A 21,274-nucleotide genomic window follows, 5' to 3' on the forward strand; every position below is an offset into this window, starting at 1 on the left:
TCGTCCGTGGGTACGGGCGGCGGTGGCCGGACGGTTCAGCCGGTGACTGAGGAGGTGACTGAGACGGTGACTCAGCCGGTGACCGGGACGTCAGCCGGTGACCAGGACGGCCACCGCGTGTCCGGCGGCCTCGCCCGGTTCGTCGTCGCCCGGTTCGGCGGCGATGACCAGCACCTGGTCGGCGTCGCCGTCCGCGAGGAGCAGCGCCGCGAGGTCGAGCGCGTCCGCGGGCACCTGCCCGGGGACGGCGTGGGCCGGGCTGATCGCCACGACGGGGCCGGTCAGGCCCCAGCGGGCGGCGATGTGCCCGAGGACGGCGTTGGGGTTGGACTGGAAGAACAGCAGGGGTGCGGGGCGCCGTCCGGGTTCGGCGCTCCGGTCGATGGCCCGCGCGGTGGCGCGGTCGCCGCCGGCGCTGGCCAGCAGCAGTGCGGTCCGCCCGGGGGCGGGCGGGGCGCCGTGGTGGGCGCGCAGGCAGCGGTCGGCGGTGTCGGCGACCAGCGGGTTGAAGCCGGAGGCGGCGAAGCCGGGCAGCGGTGGCGGCGGGCCGGCCAGGTCGGGGTCGGCCGAGCCGGGGTCGGGTCGGCGGGCCTCGGCGAGGACCCGCAGCCGGGCGGCGGCCGGGGCGGGTGCGGCGCCGAAGTTCGTGGCGTCGGGGTCTGTGGCGTCGGTGGTCATGGTGTGGGTGCCGGGGTACGGGGTCGGCGCCGTCGGACGGCGGGCGGGGTCCGGTGGCCGGTCATGCGGGGGCCACCAGCAGGGCGGTGTTGGCGCCGCCGAAGGCGGAGTTGAGGCTGAGCGCGTAGCGGGGGCGGGCGGCGCGGGGGCCGTCCAGGACGAGGTCCAGGCCGACGTCCGGGTCCGGGCCGAGCCAGCCGGCGTTGACCGGGAGCAGGCCGGTGCCCAACGCGCCGATGGTGACGGCGAGTTCGAGCAGGGCGGAGGCTTCCAGGGCGTGCCCGTGGACGGATTTGCTGGAGCTGACCGGGAGTTCGGCGGTGTGCGCGCCGAAGACCCGGCGCAGCGCGCTCGCCTCGGCCTGGTCGGCGAGGGTGGAGCCGGTGCCGTTGGCGTTGACGTAGCCGACCTCGGCCGGGGCGACGCCGGCGCGGGTGAGCGCGGCCTCGACGGCCCGGGCGACTCCGGCGCCGTCCGGTTCGGGGCGGCACACGTGGTGGGCGTCCCCGGCGCGGCCCCAGCCGGCCAGCCGGGCGAGGGCGGCGGCGCCGCGCCGTTCGGCGGCCGGGGCGGCCTCGACCAGCACGGCCGCGGCCGCGTCGCCGAGCAGGGTGCCCGTGCGGCCGGTGCTGAACGGGCGCAGCTCGCCGTCCCGGGCCAGCGCGCGGCCGGCGTCGAAGACGGCGAACACGCCCGGCTCGACCAGGTGCCCGGCCGCGACCAGGACCCGCTCGTGCCGCCCGGTGGCGACCAGCGCCGCGGCGTCCGCGACGGCGGTCGCGGCTGCCACGCAGGCGCCGGTGTACACCCGGGTGACGCCCGCGGTGCCCCAGGCGGCGCGGACGCCGGCGGCCACCGCGTCGGCGGTGCCCCTGGTCCGTTCGTCGCTGTGCAGGGCGAGCAGGACGGGCGTGTCCGCGCCGTCGGCGGCGGTCAGTCCGGCCTGGCGGCAGGCCTGGCCGACGGCGTCGAGCACCGCGCGGGCCAGCGGGAAGGTGTGCGCGAGCGGCACGTCGTCGGGCAGCAGGGCGGCCCGGGTGGTGCGGCGGGCGCTCACGTCGAAGCGGGTGACCGGGCCGAAGGCGGTCTTGCCGTGGGCGGCGGCCTCGGTCAGCGGGCCGAGTCCGCGCCCGGCGGCGCTGAGCACGCCGAGCCCGGTGACCACCGGCCGGCCGCGCGGCCGGTGCGCGGAGGGCGCGCCGGTGGTCATGGCCGGGCGCCCACACGTTCGGCCAGGACGGCCGCGCGCAGCAGTTCGGTGGCGTCGTCGACCGTCCGGACGGCGCCGAAGCGGTCGTCGTCGAGGTCCACCTGGATGCCGTAGCGCTGCTCGAACTCGGCTATGAGCCAGGTGAGTTCGAGCGATCCGAGGTCGTCGGGCACGGTGTCGGCGGCGCGCTGCCCGAACGCCGCCAGCATCGCGCGGACCTCGGCCCGGTCGGGGAGGGCGGAGCCGCTCACGCCGGGCTGCCGGCGGTGGCGGTGGCGGTGGCGGCGCTGGCGTCGATCCGCTTGACGACGTCGGCGGTGAACTCGTCGAGCGTCATCAGCGCGGTGGTCTCCATCTCGTCGAGGTCGAACTTGATCCCGAACTCGTCCTCGACCTGCACCGACAGCTCGGCCAGCGCGAGCGATTCGAGGTCCAGCCCGGCCGGGCCGAGGTCGGTGTCCCCGGTGACCTCGGAGACGTCGTACTGCATCTCGGTGAGCGAGGCGAGGACGAACTCGCGGACGCGGTCCTGCATGGTGTGGCTCCTTGTCGGGGTGCGTGCGGTGGATCAGAGCGCGGCGGCCGTGGCGGTGCTGCGCAGGGCGGCCGGGTCGCGCAGGAGTTTTCCGGTGGCGGTACGGGGGAGTCGGGGCAGCAGGGCGAGCCGTCGCGGCCGCTTGTAGGCGGCGAGCCGGCGGGCCAGCCCGTCCTGGACGAGGGCGAGGTCGGCGTCGGGTTCGGTGGCGAGGTAGGCCTCGATCGCGCCGTCCTCGAAGACCACGACGGCCTCGCGGACCTCGGGCAGCGCGGTGAGGGTCTGCTCGATCTCGGTGAGGTCGACCTTGAGGCCGCCGATCGAGACCTGTGAGTCCAGCCGGCCGAGGACGGTGACCAGGCCGGTGGCCGGGTCGAGTTCGGCCGCGTCGCGGGTGTGCAGCCAGCCGTCCGACCAGCGGGTCGGGTCGTCCAGCCCCGGGTAGGGCGAGGCCTCCGTGCCGATCCGCAGCTCGCCCGCGACCAGCCGCAGCCGCATCCCGTGGACGGGCTGCTTGGCCGGGTGGAGCGCGCCGGACAGGTCGGTGGCGATGACCCCGGTCTCGGTCATCCCGTACATGGTGCCGAGCGGGGCGCCGTAGCGGTCGGCGAACAGCGCGGGCAGGCCCGGGCGGACCAGTTCGCCGGCCACGATCATCCGTCGCAGCCCCGGCAGCGCCGGGGGGTTGACGGTGCCGGCCAGCAGTTCGGCGTGGAAGGGTACCCCGATGACGGTGGTCGGCCGGTCGCCGGCGGCGACCGCGGCGAGGATGCCCGCCGCCGTCATCCGCTCGGGCACGGTGAGCGCGACCCGCGCGTGCAGACTGTTGAGCAGTCCGCCGACCAGGCCGAGCACGTGCACTACGGAGGACAGCAGGACGACCCGCTCGCCCTCGCCGGGGAACTCCACCAGCCTGTGGTAGCAGTCGAGTTCGCGGAGCAGGTCGGAGGCCGTGCGGGCGATGACCTTGGCCGGGCCGGTGGATCCGGAGCTGAGCTGGATCAGCGCGTGCCCGGTGCGGGCCGGGCGCCCGTCCGGCAGCCGGACGGCCACCGGCTCGACCTCGGAGAAGCCGCGCAGAGCGGCCGCGGGCCGGTGGGCGGAGCCTACCAGGACCTGCGGAGCCAGCCGCGCGACCGCCGCGTCGACCTCGTGGTCCGTCAAGCGGTGGTCGAGCAGCGCCACTTGGGCGCCGAGCCGCCAGCACGCCAGCAGCACCGTGACGAACGCCACCGAGGGCGGCAGTCGTAGCGCGGCGGTGCCGCCGGGGCCGAGTCCGGCCGCGGCGAGGTGCGCGGCCTGTTCGTCGACCAGGGCGCGCAGGGCGTCCCGGTCGAGTGGTCCGCCGAGATGCAGGCACTCCTCGCCTCCGGGACCGGCCAGCAACAGCCGGTCGACCCAGGCGTCCGGGGCGTCGGCGTGCGGCGGTGAGGAAGGCGGAAGTGAAGAGGGGGAAATGCCGGTCAACACCGCTCCACACAAGTGAGGGGATTTGACATGAACGCCGTTCACAACCAAAACGGTCAATTCCGTTGCCAGACGATTGCACAGACGTTTGGTCAAATCAAGGTCTATACCAATGTGGTTGTTGCTCCTACGCTGCCGAACCGGGGCTGGTCCACGCGTGGCCGCCCGGAATCGAGGACGCCCGTGGGAGAACTCACGCTGGCCGGGATGGAGCACGCCGCGCGCGCGCAACTTTCCCCGGAAATATGGGACTTCATCGAGGGTGGCAGCGGCACGGAACGCACCGTGGCGGCGAACCGGGAAATGTTCGCGCGCTATGCACTGCGCCCGCGCACGATGGTCGACGTCTCCGACTGCTCGCCCGGGCGCACGCTGCTCGGCGCGCCGCTCGGCCTGCCGGTCGGCATCGCCCCGATGGCCTACCACCGGCTGGTCGACCCGGAGGGCGAGACCGCCACCGCGCGCGCCGCCGGCCGCGCCGGGGCCCTGCTGGTCGCCGGCATGTTCGCCAGCCGCACCCTGGAGGAGATCGCGGCCGCCGCCACCGGCCCGCTCTGGCTCCAGCTGTACTGGCTGCGCGAACGCGCCGCGCTCGCCGCCCTGGTCGAACGCGCCGAGGCGGCCGGCTACTCCGCGCTCGTCCTGACCGTGGACGCCCCCAGGATCGGCCGCCGCCTGCGCGACCTGCGCAACGGCTTCGCGATCCCGCCCGCCGTCCGCGCCGTCAACCTGGACCAGGACCTGATGTCCGCCAGCCACCGCGTGACGGACGGCGGTTCGGGCATCGCCGAGCACGCCCGCGAACAGTTCGACCCCACCCTGACCTGGGCCGACCTCGACTGGCTGCGCGCCCGCACCCGGCTGCCGCTGGTCCTCAAGGGCATCCTGACCGCCGAGGACGCCCGGCTCGCCGCCGAGCACGGCGCCGACGCCGTCGTGGTCTCCAACCACGGCGGGCGGCAACTCGACGGCGCACTGCCCTCCCTGGCCGCACTGCCCGAGGTCGTCGACGCCGTACCCGCCGACCTGCCGGTGCTGCTCGACGGCGGGGTGCGCACCGGCGCCGACATCGCCGTCGCGCTCGCCCTCGGCGCCCGCGCCGTCCTGGTCGGCCGTCCGGTGCTCTGGGGCCTCGCCACCGAGGGGGAGGCCGGCGTGCACCGCGTCCTCGACCTGCTGCGCGAGGAACTGGAGCACACCATGGCCCTGTTGGGCCGCCCCCGGCTCGCCGACCTGGACCGCACGGCCCTCGCCCCCTGGCCCTGCCCGGCCCGCTGAACCGCGCACCGCCTGCACCACGTTGTCCTTACTGGATGGAGAACAGCAGATGACCGAACCGACCCCCGAGACCGAACGCAACGACCCCTTCCCCGGCTGGGACTGGGACGACCCCGACGGCCTCGCCACCCGCCTGGACGCCTTCAGCGAGCTGGTCGCCACCTGCGACACGCTCGAAGCGCACCCCGGCGGGCTGCCCCGCGACCACGCCGGATTCCGCGAACTCGGCCTCACCGGAATCGAGTTCGCCGCCTTCCGGACCGCCCACCCGGAAGGACTCGGCAGCGACCTCACCGCCCTGCGCAGCCCCGGCGCCGCCACCGAGCCCGGCACCCTCTACCGGATCGACGGCGACCGCTGGTTCACCCAGCTCGACATCGGCCGGCCGCTGCCCTTCGCCGACGCCAGCGTCGACTGGGTCTACGCCGAGCACCTGATCGAGCACGTCACCATGCCGGTCGCGGTCGGCTGGCTGCGCGAGGTCCGCCGCGTCCTGCGCCCCGGCGGCGTGCTGCGCCTCACCACCCCGGACCTCGCCCGCTACCTGGCCGGCTACGCCAACGGGGACGGCTTCCTCGCCAAGCACCGCCGCCGCCTCACCACCCTCGGCTTCGGCCCGCCGATGCCCGCCCGCCCGGCCTTCCTGGTCAACCAGATCTTCCGTTACTACGGGCACCAGTGGATCTACGACCTGGACGAGCTGCGCCACGTCCTCGCCCTCGCCGGCTTCGAACCGGAGCGGATCCGCCACTGCGCCTACCGCCAGGGTGCCCGCCCCGACGTCGCCGACCTCGACACCGCCTTCCGCACCGACGAGACCGTCTACGTCGAAGCCGACCGTTAGGCCCGTAGACCCATAGGCTCGCCAGGCCCTCGGGTCCTTGGGCTCATAGCCCCCTGGACCCTGGGCCCCCGCCGACGCCTCCGCACCGGATCTGTACCGAACGGGACCACCCATGCCCCTGCACCCCCAGGCCGAGGCGCTGCGCGCCCGGCGCGCGAGCAGCGGTGCGCCGCCGCTCTACACCCTCACCCTGGCCGAGGCCCGCGCCGCCGACCTCGCCGACATCCGCGCCGCGGCCGGGAGCCCCGAGCCGGTCGCCGCCGTCGAGGAGCACCGAATCCCCGGCCCGGGCGGCGAACTCGCCCTACGGCTCTACCGCCCCGAGCCGCCCGGCCGTCAACTTCCTGCCCTGCTCTATCTGTTCGGCGGTGGGTGGGCCCTCGGCTCGCCCGACACCAGCGACGCGATCTGCCGCCGGCTGACCAACGCGGCCGGCTGCGTCACCGTCTCCGTCGGCTACCGGCTCGCCCCCGAACACCCCTTCCCCGCGGCCGTCCAGGACTGCCGCGCCGCGCTGTACTGGCTCGCCGCACACGCCGGCGAACTCGGCGTCGACCTGGGCCGGCTCGCCGTCGGCGGCGACAGCGCCGGCGGCAACCTCACCGCCGCCCTCACCCTGATCGCCCGCGACGAGAACGGCCCGGCCCTGCGCCACCAGCTGCTCGTCTACCCCAACACCGACCACGCCGCCGACACCCCCTCGCTGCGCGAGCACGACGACCCGATGCTCTTCAACCGCCGCTCGGTGGACTGGTACTGGGGCCACTACCTGGCCGACCCCGCCGACGGCGCCCACCCGCACGCCTCCCCGCTGCGCGCCCCCGGCCTGGCCGGACTGCCGCCCGCGACCGTCATCACCGCCGAGTACGACCCGCTGCGCGACGAGGGCGAGCAGTACGCCGAGGCGCTGCGCGCGGCCGGGGTGCCGGTGGAGAGCCGCCGCTACGACGGCATGCCGCACGGTTTCTTCGCCATGACCGGCACCCTGGACGCGGCCGCCGACGCCCAGCGCTACGCCGCCGAGCGGCTGCGCGAGGCCCTGCGGTGAGCGCGCCCGAGCCCCTGCCCCTGGCCGACCTGCACGCCAGCCTGGCCGACCCGCTGCTGGACGCGATGACCTTCCTCAACGAGGTCACCACCCGCTACCCCGACGCCGTCTCCTTCGCCCCCGGCCGCCCCTACGAGGGCTTCTTCGAACCCGAGGACGTCCCCGCCTACCTGGACACCTACCTCGCCCACCTGGCGGCCCGCGGCCTCGACCGGGACGCCGTGCGCACCGCGCTGTTCCAGTACGGCCCCACCAAGGGGATCATCGCCGACCTGGTCGCCCGCACCCTCGCCAACGACGAGGGCCTGGCGGTGGCCCCCGAGGCCCTGGTGCTGACGGTCGGCGCCCAGGAGGGCATGCTGCTCACCCTGCGCGCCCTGTGCGCCGGCCCGGACGACGTCCTGCTGGTCAGCTCGCCCTGCTACGTCGGCGTCACCGGCGCCGCCCGGCTGCTCGACCTGACCACGCTCCCCGTCCCCGAGGGCCCGGCCGGCGGCCCCGACCCGGAGGCCGTGCGCGCCGCCGCCCGGGCCGTGCGGGCCGAGGGCCGCCGCCCGCGCGCCCTCTACGTCGTCCCGGACTTCGCCAACCCCTCGGGCACCAGCATGCCCGTCGCGGCCCGCACCCGGCTGCTGGAGACGGCCGCCGAGGAGGGCCTGCTCGTCATCGAGGACAACCCGTACGGCTTCTTCGCCCGCGACCCGGGGGAGCGGCCGACGCTCAAGGCGCTCGACCGCCGCCGCCAGGTGGTCTACCTGGGCTCCTTCGCCAAGACCTGCTTCCCCGGCGCCCGCCTCGGCTACGTCGTGGCCGACCAGGAGGTGGCCGGCCCCGGCGGGCGGCGCACCCTGCTGGCGGACGAACTGGCCAAGCTGAAGAGCATGACGACGGTCAACACGCCCGCGCTCAGCCAGGCCGTCATCGGCGGCATGCTGCTGCGCCACGACTGCCGGCTGCGCGCCGCCAACGTCGCCGCCACGGCCCACTACGCGGCCGGCATGGACACCCTGCTGCGGGAGCTGGACCGGCACTTCCCGGCCTCCGAGCGGCGCCGTCTGGGCGTGTCCTGGAACCGGCCCGAGGGCGGCTTCTTCGCCGTGCTGACCGTCCCGTTCGCCGCCGACGACGCGGCGATGGAACGCTGCGCCCGCGGCTACGGGGTGCTGTGGACGCCGATGGCGCCGTTCTACCCGGCGGGCGGCGGGGAGCACCGCCTGCGGCTCTCGATCAGTTCACTGACGCAGGCTCAGATCATCGACGGTGTGGCCAAGTTGGCGGCGTTCATCGCCTCCTGAGCGACCGCCTCCTGGGCGATCGCTTCCTGAGCGGCGCTGGCGGCAACAGCAGGAGGGGCCCGGCTCGTGAGCCGGGCCCCTCCTCTCATGTCGTGTCTCAGCGCACCCGGGTGGAGAACAACCGGGCCGACCAGTACACCGACAGCACGGTCATCACCACGACGACCAGCAGGCCCTGCCACACCGCACTGTCCCCGAGGTGGCCGGAGAACAGCGCGCGCATGCCCTCCACCGCCCAGTAGAAGGGGTTCCACTTGGCGGTCTGCTGCAGCCAGTGCGGCGCCAGGGTGAGCGGCAGCAGCACCCCCGAGAGCAGCGCGATCGGCTGCGCGAGGGTGTTCACCACCGGTGCCATCGCCGCGTCCGTCGGCACCATCAGCGCGATGCCGTAGGAGATCGCCGAGGTCATCAGCGCCAGCAGCCCGAGCAGCAGGTAGGCGAGCAGCAGGTTCAGGGGGCTCACCCGCAGCCCGAACGGCAGCGCGATCAGGGTGATCAGGACGGCCTGCACCAGCAGCGCCACCATCTCCCGCAGCGCCCGCCCGAGCAGCAGCGCCAGCCGGCTCACCGGCGTCACCCGGGCGCGCTCGATGATGCCGGCCTTCAGCTCGCCGAGCAGGCTGAAGCCGGTGAACAGTCCGCCGAAGATGCACAGCACCGCCAACAGGCCCGGCACGTACACCTGGTAGGTGTCGGCGTAGCTGCTGGTACCGCCGGGGACGAGCACCTTCTTCAGCAGCGGGGCGAACAGCAGCAGGTAGAGCACGGGCTGGATGATCCCGACGGCGATCCAGATCGGGGTGCGGATCATCAGCAGCACCTGGCGCTGGAAGACCAGCCAGGTGTCGCGGGCGAGCTTCATGGTCTCCCCAGGAGTGGGCGGATCAGGACTGCTGGAGCGAACGGCCGGTGCGGGCCAGGAACACGTCGTCCAGGCTGGGGCGTTGGAGCTGGACGGTGCCGGGCGTCACGCCCGCCCCGTCCAGCGCGCGCAGCAGCTGCGGGATGGCCGCCGCGCCGTCCTCCAGGTAGAGCCGCAGTCCGTCCTCCCCGCTGAACTCCAGCCGGTGCAGGTAGGGCTGCGGGCGCAGCACCTCGGCGGCCCGCTCGGCGACGCCCTCTCCGGGCTCCAGTCCGAGCAGCACGACGTCGCCGGAGATCTCGCGCTTGAGCACCTCGGGCGTGCCCTCGGCCACCACCTGGCCGTGGTCGACGATCGCGACCCGGTCGCACAGGGCGTCGGCCTCGTCGAGGTAGTGCGTGGTGACGACGACGGTCATGCCCTCGGTGCGCAGCCGGCGGATCTCCTCCCACACGTACGCCCGGCTGGCCGGGTCCAGCCCGACCGTGGGCTCGTCCAGGAACAGCACCCGGGGCTCGTGGATGACGCCGAGCGCGATGTCCACCCGGCGGCGCTGGCCGCCGGAGTAGGTGGCGCACGGGCGGTCGCCGAATTCGGCCAGGTCGAAGGCCTTGAGCGCGCCCTCGGCGGCCTGGACGGCCTGCGCCTTGGCGGCGCCGTACATCCGGGCCTGGAGCACCAGCTCCTCGCGGGCGCTGACGGTGTCGGTGGTGCCGCCGCCCTGGGCGACGTAGCCGATCCGGCGGCGTACACCGGCCGGGTCGGTGAAGAGGTCGGCCCCGGCGATGCTGGCCTGACCGCCGTCCGGGCGGATCAGGGTGGCCAGCATGCGCAGGGTGGTGGTCTTCCCGGCACCGTTGGGCCCGAGGAAACCGTAGATCTCGCCCGCGTCGACGGACAGGTCGATGCCGCGCACAGCGTCGACGGTGGGGTTCTCGCCGCTCTTGCGGGAGGTCTTCTTGCGATAGGACTTGCGCAGTCCCGTGGTCTCGATCAACCGGAACTCCCGTGCGGGGATGGGCTGCCACGGCACCTGGGAAGGCGGTGCTCGGCACCTGCGAAGGCGGTGCTGGGCGCCACCCTAGGACGAACCCCGGCCCGGTGACAATGGCCTAGACCAATGGACGTTGATCTTCCGGTCTGCTACAGGGCCCCCGGTAGCGGCTGCCGGAAGTCCCGCCCGGCTCGGGCCGACAGGGCCTCCAGCCGGTCCGCGGCCGCGGCTGCCCCGCCGCCCGCGCGCAGCGCCTCGCCGACCCGGACCGCGCCGCGCCGGTAGTCGGCCGTGTCCAGGACGGCCCGCAAGGCCTGCGCCAGCTGCTCCGGCGTCACCCGGGCGAACGGCACCCGCAGCCCCGCCCCGGCCGCCGCCACCTGCGCCGCGACGAACGGCTGGTCGTGCCGGATCGGTGCGGTGACCAGCGGCAGGCCGTGCGTCAGTGCCTCGCCGACGGTGTTCATCCCGCCGTGGCACAGCACCGCGTCCAGCGCGCCGCGCGCCATCAGCTCCAGCACCGGCGCCCGGTCCACCGCGACGGCCTGCGGCGGCAGTTCGGGCAGCAGCTCGCGCGGGGCGGCGAACACCGGCTGCACGTCGTCGCCGGACAGCTCCAGCGCCCGGGCGGCCCGCGCGTGGAAGTCCGCGCCCAGCTCGCCGGCCAGCGTGCCCATGGTGACCAGCACCCGTCGGCGCCCGGGCAGCAGCCGCTCCCACGGGAAGTCCGGGTCGGCCGGGCGGGCGGACTGGACCGGCCCGACCAGCGCGTGGTGCGGGGGCGGCGCGTCGTCACCGGTCAGCGCGGGGCCGGTGGTCGCCAGCACCAGGGCGGGCGAGAAGCGCGGGTCCACGTACTCCTGCGCGGGCAGCCGGGCGCGCTCCCACAACCCGCGCAGCAGGCCGGTCATCCAGGTCTCCACCTGCGGCAATGCCCGGTACGGGCGGCCCAGTTCCATCGCCCCCGGCGCGAAGCTCGCCCACGGCAGGCCGTGCCGGTGGGCGGCCAGCGCGCCCGCCGGGGTGTGCTGGTCGACGAGCAGGACGTCCGGCCGGAACTCCCGCACGATCGCGTCCAGCGGCTTCGCGGTGAACCGCGCGTACGGGACGATGAAGCCCTCCCAGAGCGAACGCAGCGCGGCGAGCCCGTGCCCGCCCTGCGCCCGGAAGGCCCGGGTGCCGGTGCCGAGCACCTGGGCCTGGGGGCCGAGCAGCGGGCGCAGCACCGACTCGGTGCCGGTCCAGGCGACGTCGTGTCCGCGCGCGGTCAACTCGGCGGCGATGCCCGCCGCGGGATTGACGTGCCCGGTCAACGGGGGCATCACCAGCAGGAACCGGGTCATCGTGCACCCTCCTCGGGGATCAGTTTCTGCAGGTCGGCGACGGTCAGCGCTTCCAGGGCGGCCAGGTCCAGCCCGGCGCGCAGCCGGGCCAGGTCGGCGGCCGGGCCGAAGCGTTCGCGCAGGCGCCCGGCGAGCGCGGCCAGCTCGCCCTCGTCGAGCAGCAGGTCGCCGTCCAGCCGGGCGTCCGGGGTCAGCCGGTCGGCCCAGCCGGGGGGCGCCCCGGCGGCCTCGACCAGCAGCGCGACCAGCTCGGGGTGCAACGGCGCGGCGGGGTGGTGCGGTTCACGGTCGGACGACGTGTGAGAAATGGCATCGGACATCGAAGGGGGTCTCCCGCCTGCTCGACGGCACGGGGGTGAACGCGCCCGCCCCGGAGGCGGATTCGGCGGCCTCGGAGACGAACGCGACGGTGAAGGGGCCCGAGATCACTTGTGCGACCCGGCGGGCGTCGGAATACTAGCCCGCGTGACAGCACTGGAGGCAGTGGCCGTTCACCTCCCCCCGCACGCCGTGCCCATCGAGGCGGTTGGTGAGCGGATCGGCCTGACCCCACGTCAACTTCGACTCTTCCGCCGCTTCCACGGACTGGACCAGCTCCGTCTGGACCCGTCCGGGACGCTGCCCGACCTGCTTGACTCCGCCCTCGACAACCTGCCTGAGCTGCGCGGACGCGAACGGGACGTCCGCTTCGTGATCCACGCGCGCAGCATGCCGGTGGCGGTGCCCTACCCGCTCAACCCACTGCACGACCTGCTCGCCCCGCGCGGCCTCGCGCACGCCAACGCCTTCACGGTGACCCACCACGCGTGCGCGGTGGGCCTGCTGGCCATCGACCTGGCCGGCCGGCTGCTCGCCGCCGAGCCCGACCCGCGGGCGCTGGCGGTCATCCTGGCGGGCGAGAAGACCTTCACCAAGGACGCCCAGGTGGTGCCCGAGACCGGTATCTTCGCCGAGGGCGCGGCCGCCTGTCTGGTGAGTGCCGACGGCGAGCGCCACCGGGTGCTCTCCTTCGCGGTGCGCCAGCGCCCGGAGTTCGACGGCCGACTGGCCGAGGACGCGGACCTCCTGGCCCGCTACCAGCGCGAGTACCCGAACGTGATGGTGGAGGCGATCGAGGCCGCCCTGGACGAGGCAGGTCTGGACCTCTCCGACCTGGCCGCGGTGCTTCCGCACAACGTCAACCAGGCGTCGTGGCGGATGATAGCGCGCCGGATCGGCTATCCGCTCGACAAGGTGGTGCTGGACAACGTGCTGTCGGTGGGGCACAGTTTCGCTGCGGACAGCCTCATCAATCTTCACACCGCCACCACACGGGGGCTGCTGCGCCGCGGCGACCACTACCTGATCGCCGCCGCCGGTGTCGGAGCCACGTTCTCCGCAATGGCGGTCCGCTGCTGACGAAGCGTCGGCTTCGTCCATCCTTCCCATGCCAGACCACTCTCCCACGTACGACGGGACGGGACACCCATGTCAGAACCTGTGGTCCAGACCACTGACCCCGAGCTGCGCGAGCGGATCCGCACCGGCATCGGCGAACTGCTGCCCCGCGTCCTCAAGCGCGAACTGCCCGAGATCCCCGAGAACGCCTGCCTCTTCGACGATCTCGGCCTCACCTCGGCCGGCACCATCGAGCTCATCCTGGAGCTGGAGGAGTCGCTCGACATCCAGGTGGACGTCGAGCAGATCACCGAGGACGACCTGCGCTCGGTCACCAAGCTGGCCGACTACGTCGCCGGACACGTCATCCCCGAGGACTGACCAGGTGGCCGACCGCGGCCTGCGGATCACCCGGGTGCTCGCGCGGCGCTTCGACGGGCGCTCGGAGGCCTCGCTCCACCCGGACCTGCGGGTGTTCGTCTCCGACCTCGTCCGCCCCTACGGCCTGCCGCTGCGCGAGGACCTGCTGCGCGAGGGCGTCGGCCACTCCTACGAGGAGCTGGCCGCCGACCTGCTGCGCGAGGCGCTCGCCGAGGACGAGCCCGTCGACCTGCTGATCCTGGCCTTCGACACTCCGGACGTCCGACCGGGCGCGCCGTCCTCGCTGGCGCTCAGCCGGTCCTGTCCGGGCACGCCGCTCGCCTTCGCGGTCTGCGACCAGGGCGTCGCCGCGGCCTTCACCGCGCTGCGCCTCGCGGTCGACTACCACCGCACCGGATCCTGCCGTCGGGCGGTCGTGGTGCTCGCCGAGCAGACCGCGCTGCACCACGAGCCGGCCGCGCCGGTGTCGCTTCCGGAGCGGCACGGTGTGGTGGTGCTGGTCTGCGAGGAGGCCCCCGGGCCTGATATGACGATCCATCAGATACCTGGTGCCGGCCTGTCGGACACGGTGGTGCGGGATCGGGCTGCCGAGCTGGGGCCCGACCCGGCGCTCGTGCTCGGCCCCGGGCTGGCCGGTGCCGACGGTGCGGCCGCCCAGCCGTTCACCGGGGCCTGGGCGGAGCTCGCCGAGCAGCTGCCCGCCTGGCGGGCGCAGGGGCGCCCCGTCCTGGTCGCCGACCTGGACCGCCGGCTCGGCGTGCTGAGCACGTTGACCCTTCCGTAGCCATGGTTCGGTTCATGCCAACTCGCCTGTCTCGCACAGGAATTGATGAACCATCGGTTTGGTAGACGATTGGTCTGGACCAGCATGTGAGGTCGCTGGTAGCGTCCCGATCGCACCCCCGCTGAACCCTTCCCGGCGAGCCGAAAGGCGCGTACGACGTGACCCCGTACGGCGAGACACAGAGCAGTAGGCGGATCGAGGTCCGGTACGCGGCCCCGGTCGACGACTCGGCCGGCGGTGCGGCCGGCTGTTCGGTCGGCGGTTCGGGGCCGCTCACGCTCGGCCAGGACAACATGATCCGGTGCATCGGGCGCGACGCCCCCGAGCAGATCAACAAGGATTCGCTCTGGCCCGTCCCGGACGGCACCTCGGTGTCGGCCGGGCTGACCGCCCTACGCCGGCTCGTCGAACGGCACGAGTCGCTGCGCACCTCCTTCCCCGCCGGCCCCGGCGCGGACGGCTTCCCGGAGCGCCAAGTGGTGCACCCGGAAGGCCGGTTCACCGTCACCGTGATCGAGGCGGGCGATCGCGACGGCGCCCAACTGGACGCGTTCGCAGTGGAGTTGGGCCGAGCCGACGTCGCCGTTCCGTTCGACCTGGCCGCCGCCCCGCGGCTGCGCATCACCCTCGTCGCCGACGGGGAGCGACTGCTGCGGCTGGTCGCGGTGATCTGCCACGCGGGCGCCGACGGCGCCGCCACCGTGCTGCTGATCCAGGACTGGCTGGACCTCGCCGCCGGCAAGGACCTCCCGCCGGTCACCGCCCCGACCCCGCTGCGGATCGCGGACGCGGAACGGAGCGCGCAGGGCCGCCGCAAGTCGGCCGCCGCCCTGCGGTACTGGGCCCGCAGCCTCGCCACCGGCCCGCAGGTGGTGTTCGCCGACGCGCGGATCACCGGCCCCCCGCGCGACCACTCGGCCGTCCTGGTCCGCTCCCGCACCGCCGCCGAGGACCTCGCCGCCGTCTGCCGCCGCACCGGCGCGAGCCCGTCCGTGGTCCTGCTCGCCGCCTTCGCCGCGCTCGTCACGCACCGGTCCGGCCGTACCGAGCTGGCGCTCTCGGCGCTCTCCGCGAACCGCCAGCGCGCCGCCCTGGTCGACCACGTCGGCACCCTGGCGCAGGACGCCCTGATCCGGCTCGACACCGGGGCGGCCGACCTCGACCAGCTGATCGGCCGGGCCAAGGCGGCCTCGCTGAGCGCCTACTGGCACAGCACCCTGGACGCCGAACAGGTCTGGCGGCTCATCGAGGACTGCGCCCACCTGCGCGGCAGCCGCTTCCCCCGGCATGTCGTGGTCAACGACCTGAGCCTGACCATCCCCGCGGCCGTCGCCGACGCCCAACCCGCCGCGGCCGCCGACCCCGAACTGACCCGGGTGCCCGCCCCGCCGCTGCCGGTCCGGCTGATGTTCACCATCCTGCGGATCAGCGGCAGCCTCGACTTCGCCCTGATCAGCTGCCCGCAGGTGCTGGACCCGGACGAGACCGACCGGTTCGCGCGGGCGCTGCTCGCCGTCCTCGCCGCCGCCGCCCGCGGGCCCGTGCCGCTCGACGCCCTGCCCGGCGTCGGCGGCGTGCCGACCCCCGGTCGGAGCGGGGAGTGGCACCTGGTCGACGGTTCCTGGGTCGACCTGGCCGCCGTCCGCGCCCTGCTGGAGGCCGCCCTCGGCGCGCGGGCGGACATCGAACTGGCGCTGGACGAGGGAAGGCTGACCGCCAGGCTGACCAGCGCGGACCACGCACTCACCCCGGCCGTCGCCCACCACGCGGTGGTCGCCGCCCTGCCCGGCCGCGACACGGCGATGGCGCCGCACCACTACGTCGTCCGGCACACCGGCTCCGGGGCGGAGGCCGTCACCGCCGGCGGCGGCCGCGACCCGGACATCGCCGCCCGGCAGGCGGCGCTCACCTGAACGGGGGGAGGACGGGCAGACGCGGTCGGCTCACTCCAACGGGTCCTCGCCGTCCCACCGGACGTCCCACGAACACACCGAGGTCGCCCCCGAGGTGAGCCCCCACGGGCTCGGCACCTCCTCCTCGTCCTCGTCGCCCTGCACCGGCAGCCGGTCGATCACCGCGACCAGCCGCGGCGGCAGTTGCGGCGCCAGCCCGTGGTGGACCCGGGACAGGATGTCGCGCCGCACGTCGTCCGGCAGCAGCGGCCTGGTCATCCGCAACGGCATCGGCCCGGAGGGGCGTCCGGCCGCCGCCAGCTGGTCCGACCAGGCCCGCCAGTAGTCGGCGTCGTCGTTCTCGCCGAGCTTCAGATGGTGCAGGTGCAGGCAGTACGCCGCCGTGCCGCAGCCCGATCCGGCGGCGAAGCGCCACCAGAACTCGGCGCCCTCCTCCCGTCCGGTCGCGTACAGCAGCGCGGCGAACACCTCCGCCCCCTCGGGCTGGATCCGGCGGGCGTTCACCAGGAGGTCGAGCCCCCGGGAGGCGTCCGGCGCGCCCAGCACCAGGGCCACCACCAGGCCCAGTTCGAAGGCGGCCTGCTCGAACTCCGACGGCAGGTGTGTCGGCGCGGCCGTGAGCCGGGCCTGGCGCAGTGCTGCGATGCGCTCGGCGTGCGCGCGTTCCGGCCGGGGCACGTGAACCACCGCACGCCCCCCACCGCTGGCAACCGCCTCGCCGCTCGCGCCCGCCCCGTCGGGCGGGTCGGCTTCCGGCCCGGGCGTCACAGCTGACCCGCGCGGTCCGGCAGTTCACCCGCGCGGTCGGCCGGTTCGCCCGAGCTGTCCGGCAGTTCGCCCACCCCGAGCCGGCGCGCCAGCCGCTCCCGCGCGTGCCGGAGGTTGGAGTGCACCGTCGCCACCGGCCGCCCCAGGTAGGCCGCGATCACCTTGACGTGCAGGCCCAGCAGGTACCGCAGGATGATCACATCCCGCTGCCGGTCCGGGAGTTCGAGGATCGCCGCGTACAGCCGCACCTCGTCCGCCTCGCTGTGCAGCAGCCCGTTCGCGACCTGCTTGAACGCGCCGATCACCGCGGCGAAGGTGACGGCCTCCACCGCCACCGGTTCCTCGGCGGACATCCAGTCCGAGACGTGCCGGTTCGCCAACCGCCAGGCGTACGCGGCCGGCTCCTCGAACCGCAGCACCTGCGGCCAGCAGCGGGCCAGGTCCGCCTTCACGGCCTCGACCACCAGCGCGGCGTCCGCCTGGCCGCCTATCCTGGTCAACGCGAGGGCGTGCCAAGCAGGTTCATGGGTCTCGCAGAACGACGCGTAGGTGAGGTCCAGCCGCAGGCCGAGGTCGCCACCGGCCTCCCGGTCCGACTCCGGGCCGTCGGCGCGCTCCAGCGTGGGCCCTCCCCGGTACCCGCGCACGGGGGCGCCCCTGTCGATCGTCATCGAGCCTGCTTTCCGTGGCCGCCGGCAGCTCGGCGGTCCACTCGAGGGTCGGGCTGTCTGCGCCCATCCTCAGTCCATCCGGCTCGTCACTCCAGGCCGCATCCCGAATACGGATTGTCATCCCATGGGATCAGCTGACCGGTTGGAATGCGGCGGACCGCGCTTGACCTCCGGATACGGTGGGCACCAATCGACAGGTGTCCGCGACGCCAAGGGGAACGCGATGAGCCTCTACGACGGAGTCGACCTGCGGCTCAACATGCCGCACTCGGCCCGGATGTACGACTACTACCTCGGCGGCTTCACCAACTTCGCCGCCGACCGCGAGGCCGCCGGGCACGCCCTCGCCCTCGGACCCTGGCTGCGCGTCGCCGCCCGCGCCAACCGGTCCTTCGTCCACCGCTCCACCCGTGCCCTCGCCCGGGCCGGCATCGACCAGTTCCTCGACATCGGCACCGGCATCCCCACCCCGCCCAACCTCCACGAGGTCGCCCAGAGCGTGGAACCGTGCGCCCGCGTCGTCTACGCCGACAACGACCCGATCGTGCTCTCACACGCCCAGGCCCTGCTCACCGGCACCCCCGAAGGCCGCACCGCCTACGTCGAGGCCGACGTCACCGACCCCGCCCGGCTCCTCGCCTCGCCCGGCCTGCGCGACACCATCGACCTCACCCGGCCCGTTGCGCTCTCCCTCAACGCCCTCCTGCACTTCGTCCCCGACACCCACGGCGCCCACGAGCTCGTCGAGCACCTCAAAGCGGCCCTCGCCCCCGGCAGCGCCCTGGTGATGACCCACGTCACCCCCGACTTCGCCCCGGCCGAGATCGCCGGCCTGGTCCGGATCTACGAATCCGCCGGCACCGCCGCCCAGGCCCGCACGCTCCCCGAGTTCACCCGCTTCTTCGACGGCTGGAGCCTCATCGCCCCCGGCATCGTCCCCACCCCCCACTGGCGTCCCACCCCCACCGACCCGCCGGCCACCGCCCCCGAAGCCGCCGCCTACGCGGCCGTGGCCCTCAAACCCTGACCCCGCCGACCGCGCCGCCCCCCACCCGCCCCACCCGTGCGGCCTCGCCGCCCCGGGGACAGACTGGTGGTGGATCGATGCTGCCCGTGAGGCTGGGAGAGGCATGCTGCTGGGACTCACCACCGCCTTGGTCGCGACCGTGTGCTTCGGGTTCGGGGCGGTGTTCCAGGCGCGTGGGGCGCGGTCGGCGCCGCAGGCGGACCGGGTGCGGGCGGGGCTGCTGGCCGCGCTGGCGCGCTCGTGGGAGTTCCTGCTCGGCACCGTGCTGGACATCGTCGGTTTCGCGCTGAGCATCGTGGCGCTGCGCAGCCTGCCCCTGTTCCTCGTGCAGGCCGTCACCAATGCGAGCCTGGCCGTGACGGCGCTCGCCGCCGTCCGGCTGCTCGGGGCACGGCTGCGCCGGGGGGACGCGGTCGGAATCGTCGCCGTGGTGGTCGGCCTGACGCTGCTGGCGCTGGGGTCGGGCCGGGAGGGCCGGGAGCACGCCCCGCCGCTGTTCCACTGGGCGCTGCTCGCGACGACGGCCGTGATGCTGCTGCTGACCCTCGTCCTGGTGCGCCGGGCCGGCACCGTGGCGGCGGCCGGGCTGGGGCTGCTGGCGGGGGTGGGGTTCGGGGTGACGAGCCTGGCGGTGCGGGTGATGGACGCGTCGAGCCTGGTCACCGTCCTCACCGACCCGGCGGCGTACGCGCTCGTGGTGGGCGGCCTCGGCGGCTACCTGGCGTACGCGCTGGCCCTGCAGCGCGGCACGGTCACGGCCGCGACCGCCGCCGGGACGGTTGCCGAGACCTTCGGTCCGGCGCTGGTGGGCGTGGCGGCGCTGGGCGACGCGGCGCGTCCGGGGTTCGAGTGGTGCGCGCTGGCGGGCTTCGCGGTGGCGGTGGGCGGCACCTTCCTGCTGTCCAGGTTCGGGGAGTTGGAGGGGCAGTCCGCGGAGGTGGCCGGTGCGCGGCCGGGCGCGGCGGACCGGGACCCTGAACCCGGCCCGGGCCCGGAGGCGGAGTCCGAGTCGGCCGTCCCGCCCCGGTAGCCCGGGCGGCGCCGCCGTGCGAAGGTGACTTGCCGGACAAATCGGACGGTTGAACGCCCACGGAGCGGCAGGTGCGCGATGGCGGACGAAGCCCAGCCGGGCCCCCGACGGCCGGGGCCCGCCGACCCTCCGGTCGTGCTCGTCACCGGCGCCTCCTCCGGCATCGGCCTGGCCACGGCCGTCCGCCTGGCCGACGCCGGCTGGCGGACCCTGCTGTCCGGTACGGACGGCGCCCGCTTGGACGAGGTCGCCGCCCGGACCGGTGGCCGCGTCCTGCCCGAGGACCTGAGCAAACCGGACGGCCCGAGCCGGCTCGCGGAGGCGGCCCTCGCGGAGGCCGGCCGGGTGGACGCGCTGGTCGCCAGTGCGGGCCTGGGGTGGCGCGGACCGTTCGCGGACACCCCCTCGGACGTCCTGGACCGGATGATCGAGGTCAACTTCGCCGCCCCGCTGCGGCTGGTCCGCCTGCTCCTGCCGGGCATGCTGGAGCGCCGCCGGGGCCGGATCGTGCTGCTCGGCTCGATGGCCGGCCAGGTCGGCGTGCGCGACGAGTCGGGGTACGCGGCGACCAAGGGCGGGCTGGCGATGTTCGCGGAGAGCCTCTGGTACGAGCTGCGCGGCACCGGGGTGGGGGTGCGCCTGGTGCTGCCGGGTCCGGTGGACACCCCGTTCTTCGACCGGCGCGGCACGCCCTACCAGCGGGAGCGGCCACGGCCCGTGCCGGCGGAGCGGGTCGCCGACACCGTGGTCGCGACCATCACCACCGGGCGTGACCGGCTCTTCGTGCCGCACTGGCTCGGCTTCCCGGCCCGGATCCACGGCGTGGCGCCGGGCGTGTTCCGGCGCATGGCCTCCCGCTTCGGGTGAGCCCGGTGAACACCGCGACCCGGGTGCTCGCGACGGCGGCCGCGGCGGCGGCCGCGGCGGAGTTCGCGCACCTGGCCCCGGCGGCGGTGCGCCTCCCGGCGCTGCGCCGCACGCTGGCCCGTCGAACCGCCGGCCTCGGCGCCGACCCGCACCACGTCGCCCTGACCTTCGACGACGGCCCCGACCCGCGCAGCACCCCGGAGATCCTGGACGCGCTGGACGCGCTGGGCGGTGTCCGGGCCACCTTCTTCCTGCTGGGCTCGATGCTGGAGCGCGCCCCCGCCCTCGGCCGGGAGCTGGTGCTGCGCGGCCACGAGGTGGCCGTCCACGGCTGGCACCACCGGCCGCAGTGGTACCCGGCCCCGGCCCGTGACCTGCGCGAACTGCGCCGCGCGACCGAGGCGGTGACCGCGCTGTGCGGGGTGCGCCCGCACTGGTACCGCCCGCCGTACGGGGTGCTGACGGCGGGCCCGGCCCTGGCCGCCCGGCGGCTGGGCCTGCGCCCGGTGCTGTGGACGGCCTGGGGCCGGGACTGGACGGCGGAGGCGACCGGGGCCTCCGTCTACGCGGCCGCCCGCCCCGGCCTCACCGGCGGCGCGACCCTCCTCCTGCACGACTCCGACTGCACCTCCGCCCCCGACTCCTGGCGGGCCACCCTCGCCGCCCTTCCGCTGATCGCCGCCCACTGCCGCGCCCACTCCCTCACCCTCGGCCCGCTCCGCGACCACGCCGTCCCGGGGGCCGCCCGCGGCTGACGGCATCGCGCCCGCCGCCGAGCGCCGGGCGGACGGCGAAGCCCCGCCTCGACCTTAGGTTCTAGTGGTTGTCGCAACACCCCAGTTCAGGGGATGCGATGGACTTCAAGATCCGCAAGGACCGGACGGCTCAGGGGCCGCGGAAGC

The 21,274-nt window shown here is 74.8% G+C and carries 23 protein-coding genes; 12 read left to right on the forward strand and 11 right to left on the reverse strand.

The features are described 5' to 3' along the window. Nucleotides 1–90 precede the first annotated feature (90 nt). The 5 genes from ACFWPI_RS33950 to ACFWPI_RS33970 form a co-directional block, all read right to left on the reverse strand. A complete protein-coding gene (locus tag ACFWPI_RS33950; RefSeq protein ID WP_380377457.1) occupies nt 91–678 on the reverse strand; it encodes a hypothetical protein in 588 nt (195 codons plus the stop codon). Nucleotides 679–739: 61 nt separating this feature from the next. Continuing rightward, nucleotides 740–1,888 (reverse strand): beta-ketoacyl synthase N-terminal-like domain-containing protein, encoded by a 1,149-nt coding sequence (locus tag ACFWPI_RS33955; protein ID WP_380377455.1) that lies wholly within the window; start codon nt 1,886–1,888, stop codon nt 740–742. Beyond that, nucleotides 1,885–2,139 carry a hypothetical protein gene (locus tag ACFWPI_RS33960; RefSeq protein ID WP_079136142.1) on the reverse strand — a complete coding sequence of 85 codons (255 nt, stop codon included), beginning with the start codon at nt 2,137–2,139 and terminating at the stop codon, nt 1,885–1,887. Before ACFWPI_RS33960 ends, ACFWPI_RS33955 begins: the two co-directional genes overlap by 4 nt. After that, nucleotides 2,136–2,423: a phosphopantetheine-binding protein gene (locus tag ACFWPI_RS33965; protein WP_380377453.1), complete on the reverse strand. Its 288-nt coding sequence runs from the start codon at nt 2,421–2,423 to the stop codon at nt 2,136–2,138. The genes ACFWPI_RS33960 and ACFWPI_RS33965 overlap by 4 nt, the downstream gene beginning before the upstream one ends. Nucleotides 2,424–2,456: 33 nt before the next feature. Beyond that, nucleotides 2,457–3,893 carry a class I adenylate-forming enzyme family protein gene (locus ACFWPI_RS33970; protein ID WP_380377451.1) on the reverse strand — a complete coding sequence of 479 codons (1,437 nt, stop codon included), beginning with the start codon at nt 3,891–3,893 and terminating at the stop codon, nt 2,457–2,459. 180 nt (nt 3,894–4,073) lie between these two features. On the opposite strand from ACFWPI_RS33970, the gene ACFWPI_RS33975 reads away from it, so the two are divergent. The 4 genes from ACFWPI_RS33975 to ACFWPI_RS33990 all read left to right on the forward strand — a co-directional run bounded on the left by ACFWPI_RS33975 (nt 4,074) and on the right by ACFWPI_RS33990 (nt 8,355). Continuing rightward, nucleotides 4,074–5,168, forward strand: coding sequence for an alpha-hydroxy acid oxidase (locus tag ACFWPI_RS33975; RefSeq protein ID WP_380377449.1), 1,095 nt, complete (start codon nt 4,074–4,076; stop codon nt 5,166–5,168). A 49-nt stretch (nt 5,169–5,217) separates the two neighbouring features. After that, nucleotides 5,218–6,012 (forward strand): class I SAM-dependent methyltransferase, encoded by a 795-nt coding sequence (locus ACFWPI_RS33980; protein WP_380377447.1) that lies wholly within the window; start codon nt 5,218–5,220, stop codon nt 6,010–6,012. A gap of 112 nt (nt 6,013–6,124) precedes the next feature. After that, the gene (locus tag ACFWPI_RS33985; RefSeq protein ID WP_380377445.1) at nt 6,125–7,060 is read left to right on the forward strand and encodes an alpha/beta hydrolase; all 936 of its coding nucleotides are present in this window, start codon (nt 6,125–6,127) and stop codon (nt 7,058–7,060) included. Next, on the forward strand, nt 7,057–8,355 hold the full coding sequence (locus ACFWPI_RS33990) for a PLP-dependent aminotransferase family protein (protein WP_380377443.1): 1,299 nt from the start codon (nt 7,057–7,059) through the stop codon (nt 8,353–8,355). The genes ACFWPI_RS33985 and ACFWPI_RS33990 overlap by 4 nt, the downstream gene beginning before the upstream one ends. Before the next feature lie 97 nt (nt 8,356–8,452). Here the strand turns inward: ACFWPI_RS33990 and ACFWPI_RS33995 are convergent, their stop codons facing one another. The 4 genes from ACFWPI_RS33995 to ACFWPI_RS34010 form a co-directional block, all read right to left on the reverse strand. Next, nucleotides 8,453–9,217, reverse strand: a complete 765-nt coding sequence (locus ACFWPI_RS33995) for an ABC transporter permease (RefSeq protein ID WP_380343208.1) — start codon at nt 9,215–9,217, stop codon at nt 8,453–8,455. Between the two features lie 22 nt (nt 9,218–9,239). Beyond that, on the reverse strand, nt 9,240–10,214 hold the full coding sequence (locus tag ACFWPI_RS34000; RefSeq protein ID WP_063350668.1) for an ATP-binding cassette domain-containing protein: 975 nt from the start codon (nt 10,212–10,214) through the stop codon (nt 9,240–9,242). A 146-nt stretch (nt 10,215–10,360) separates the two neighbouring features. Then, a complete protein-coding gene (locus tag ACFWPI_RS34005) occupies nt 10,361–11,554 on the reverse strand; it encodes a glycosyltransferase (RefSeq protein WP_380377440.1) in 1,194 nt (397 codons plus the stop codon). Beyond that, a complete protein-coding gene (locus ACFWPI_RS34010) occupies nt 11,551–11,874 on the reverse strand; it encodes a hypothetical protein (RefSeq protein WP_159398581.1) in 324 nt (107 codons plus the stop codon). The genes ACFWPI_RS34005 and ACFWPI_RS34010 overlap by 4 nt, the downstream gene beginning before the upstream one ends. A 145-nt stretch (nt 11,875–12,019) precedes the next feature. Here ACFWPI_RS34010 and ACFWPI_RS34015 point away from each other — a divergent pair, with 145 nt between their 5' ends. From ACFWPI_RS34015 to ACFWPI_RS34030, 4 genes are all read left to right on the forward strand, one after another. Beyond that, nucleotides 12,020–12,952 (forward strand): 3-oxoacyl-[acyl-carrier-protein] synthase III C-terminal domain-containing protein, encoded by a 933-nt coding sequence (locus ACFWPI_RS34015; protein WP_380377438.1) that lies wholly within the window; start codon nt 12,020–12,022, stop codon nt 12,950–12,952. Between the two features lie 69 nt (nt 12,953–13,021). Beyond that, entirely contained in the window at nt 13,022–13,312 is a 291-nt protein-coding gene (locus ACFWPI_RS34020; protein WP_079136143.1) for a phosphopantetheine-binding protein, read from the forward strand. 4 nt (nt 13,313–13,316) lie between these two features. Then, nucleotides 13,317–14,096 (forward strand): hypothetical protein, encoded by a 780-nt coding sequence (locus ACFWPI_RS34025; RefSeq protein ID WP_380377436.1) that lies wholly within the window; start codon nt 13,317–13,319, stop codon nt 14,094–14,096. A gap of 158 nt (nt 14,097–14,254) precedes the next feature. Further along, complete coding sequence (locus ACFWPI_RS34030) at nt 14,255–16,009, forward strand: condensation domain-containing protein (protein WP_380377434.1); 1,755 nt, start codon at nt 14,255–14,257, stop codon at nt 16,007–16,009. A 30-nt stretch (nt 16,010–16,039) separates the two neighbouring features. Here ACFWPI_RS34030 and ACFWPI_RS34035 read toward each other — a convergent pair whose 3' ends face one another. Next, the gene (locus ACFWPI_RS34035; protein ID WP_363374696.1) at nt 16,040–16,687 is read right to left on the reverse strand and encodes a hypothetical protein; all 648 of its coding nucleotides are present in this window, start codon (nt 16,685–16,687) and stop codon (nt 16,040–16,042) included. Nucleotides 16,688–16,773: 86 nt separating this feature from the next. After that, nucleotides 16,774–17,448 carry an RNA polymerase sigma factor gene (locus ACFWPI_RS34040; RefSeq protein ID WP_063350675.1) on the reverse strand — a complete coding sequence of 225 codons (675 nt, stop codon included), beginning with the start codon at nt 17,446–17,448 and terminating at the stop codon, nt 16,774–16,776. Nucleotides 17,449–17,671: 223 nt separating this feature from the next. Between ACFWPI_RS34040 and ACFWPI_RS34045 the strand changes: the two genes are divergently transcribed. The 4 genes from ACFWPI_RS34045 (at nt 17,672) to ACFWPI_RS34060 (ending at nt 21,127) form a co-directional block, all read left to right on the forward strand. After that, nucleotides 17,672–18,475: an SAM-dependent methyltransferase gene (locus ACFWPI_RS34045; protein ID WP_380343185.1), complete on the forward strand. Its 804-nt coding sequence runs from the start codon at nt 17,672–17,674 to the stop codon at nt 18,473–18,475. Between the two features lie 103 nt (nt 18,476–18,578). Further along, complete coding sequence (locus ACFWPI_RS34050; RefSeq protein WP_380377432.1) at nt 18,579–19,505, forward strand: hypothetical protein; 927 nt, start codon at nt 18,579–18,581, stop codon at nt 19,503–19,505. A 135-nt stretch (nt 19,506–19,640) separates the two neighbouring features. Next, nucleotides 19,641–20,372: an SDR family oxidoreductase gene (locus ACFWPI_RS34055; protein ID WP_244293554.1), complete on the forward strand. Its 732-nt coding sequence runs from the start codon at nt 19,641–19,643 to the stop codon at nt 20,370–20,372. Beyond that, nucleotides 20,369–21,127 carry a polysaccharide deacetylase family protein gene (locus ACFWPI_RS34060; RefSeq protein ID WP_380377431.1) on the forward strand — a complete coding sequence of 253 codons (759 nt, stop codon included), beginning with the start codon at nt 20,369–20,371 and terminating at the stop codon, nt 21,125–21,127. Before ACFWPI_RS34055 ends, ACFWPI_RS34060 begins: the two co-directional genes overlap by 4 nt. Nucleotides 21,128–21,274 lie beyond the last annotated feature (147 nt).

It is taken from the genome of Kitasatospora sp. NPDC058492 (assembly GCF_042720685.1).
Classification (GTDB): domain Bacteria; phylum Actinomycetota; class Actinomycetes; order Streptomycetales; family Streptomycetaceae; genus Kitasatospora.

Coding starts and splice junctions, on each gene's coding strand:
- ACFWPI_RS33985 (WP_380377445.1), top strand. CDS start 6,125: ATGCCCCTGCACCCCCAGGCCGAGGCGCTGCGCGCCCGGCGCGCGAGC.
- ACFWPI_RS34010 (WP_159398581.1), bottom strand. CDS start 11,874: ATGTCCGATGCCATTTCTCACACGTCGTCCGACCGTGAACCGCACCAC.
- ACFWPI_RS34005 (WP_380377440.1), bottom strand. CDS start 11,554: ATGACCCGGTTCCTGCTGGTGATGCCCCCGTTGACCGGGCACGTCAAT.
- ACFWPI_RS34050 (WP_380377432.1), top strand. CDS start 18,579: ATGCTGCTGGGACTCACCACCGCCTTGGTCGCGACCGTGTGCTTCGGG.
- ACFWPI_RS34040 (WP_063350675.1), bottom strand. CDS start 17,448: ATGACGATCGACAGGGGCGCCCCCGTGCGCGGGTACCGGGGAGGGCCC.
- ACFWPI_RS34020 (WP_079136143.1), top strand. CDS start 13,022: ATGTCAGAACCTGTGGTCCAGACCACTGACCCCGAGCTGCGCGAGCGG.
- ACFWPI_RS33955 (WP_380377455.1), bottom strand. CDS start 1,888: ATGACCACCGGCGCGCCCTCCGCGCACCGGCCGCGCGGCCGGCCGGTG.
- ACFWPI_RS33950 (WP_380377457.1), bottom strand. CDS start 678: ATGACCACCGACGCCACAGACCCCGACGCCACGAACTTCGGCGCCGCA.
- ACFWPI_RS34045 (WP_380343185.1), top strand. CDS start 17,672: ATGAGCCTCTACGACGGAGTCGACCTGCGGCTCAACATGCCGCACTCG.
- ACFWPI_RS33980 (WP_380377447.1), top strand. CDS start 5,218: ATGACCGAACCGACCCCCGAGACCGAACGCAACGACCCCTTCCCCGGC.
- ACFWPI_RS33965 (WP_380377453.1), bottom strand. CDS start 2,423: ATGCAGGACCGCGTCCGCGAGTTCGTCCTCGCCTCGCTCACCGAGATG.
- ACFWPI_RS33995 (WP_380343208.1), bottom strand. CDS start 9,217: ATGAAGCTCGCCCGCGACACCTGGCTGGTCTTCCAGCGCCAGGTGCTG.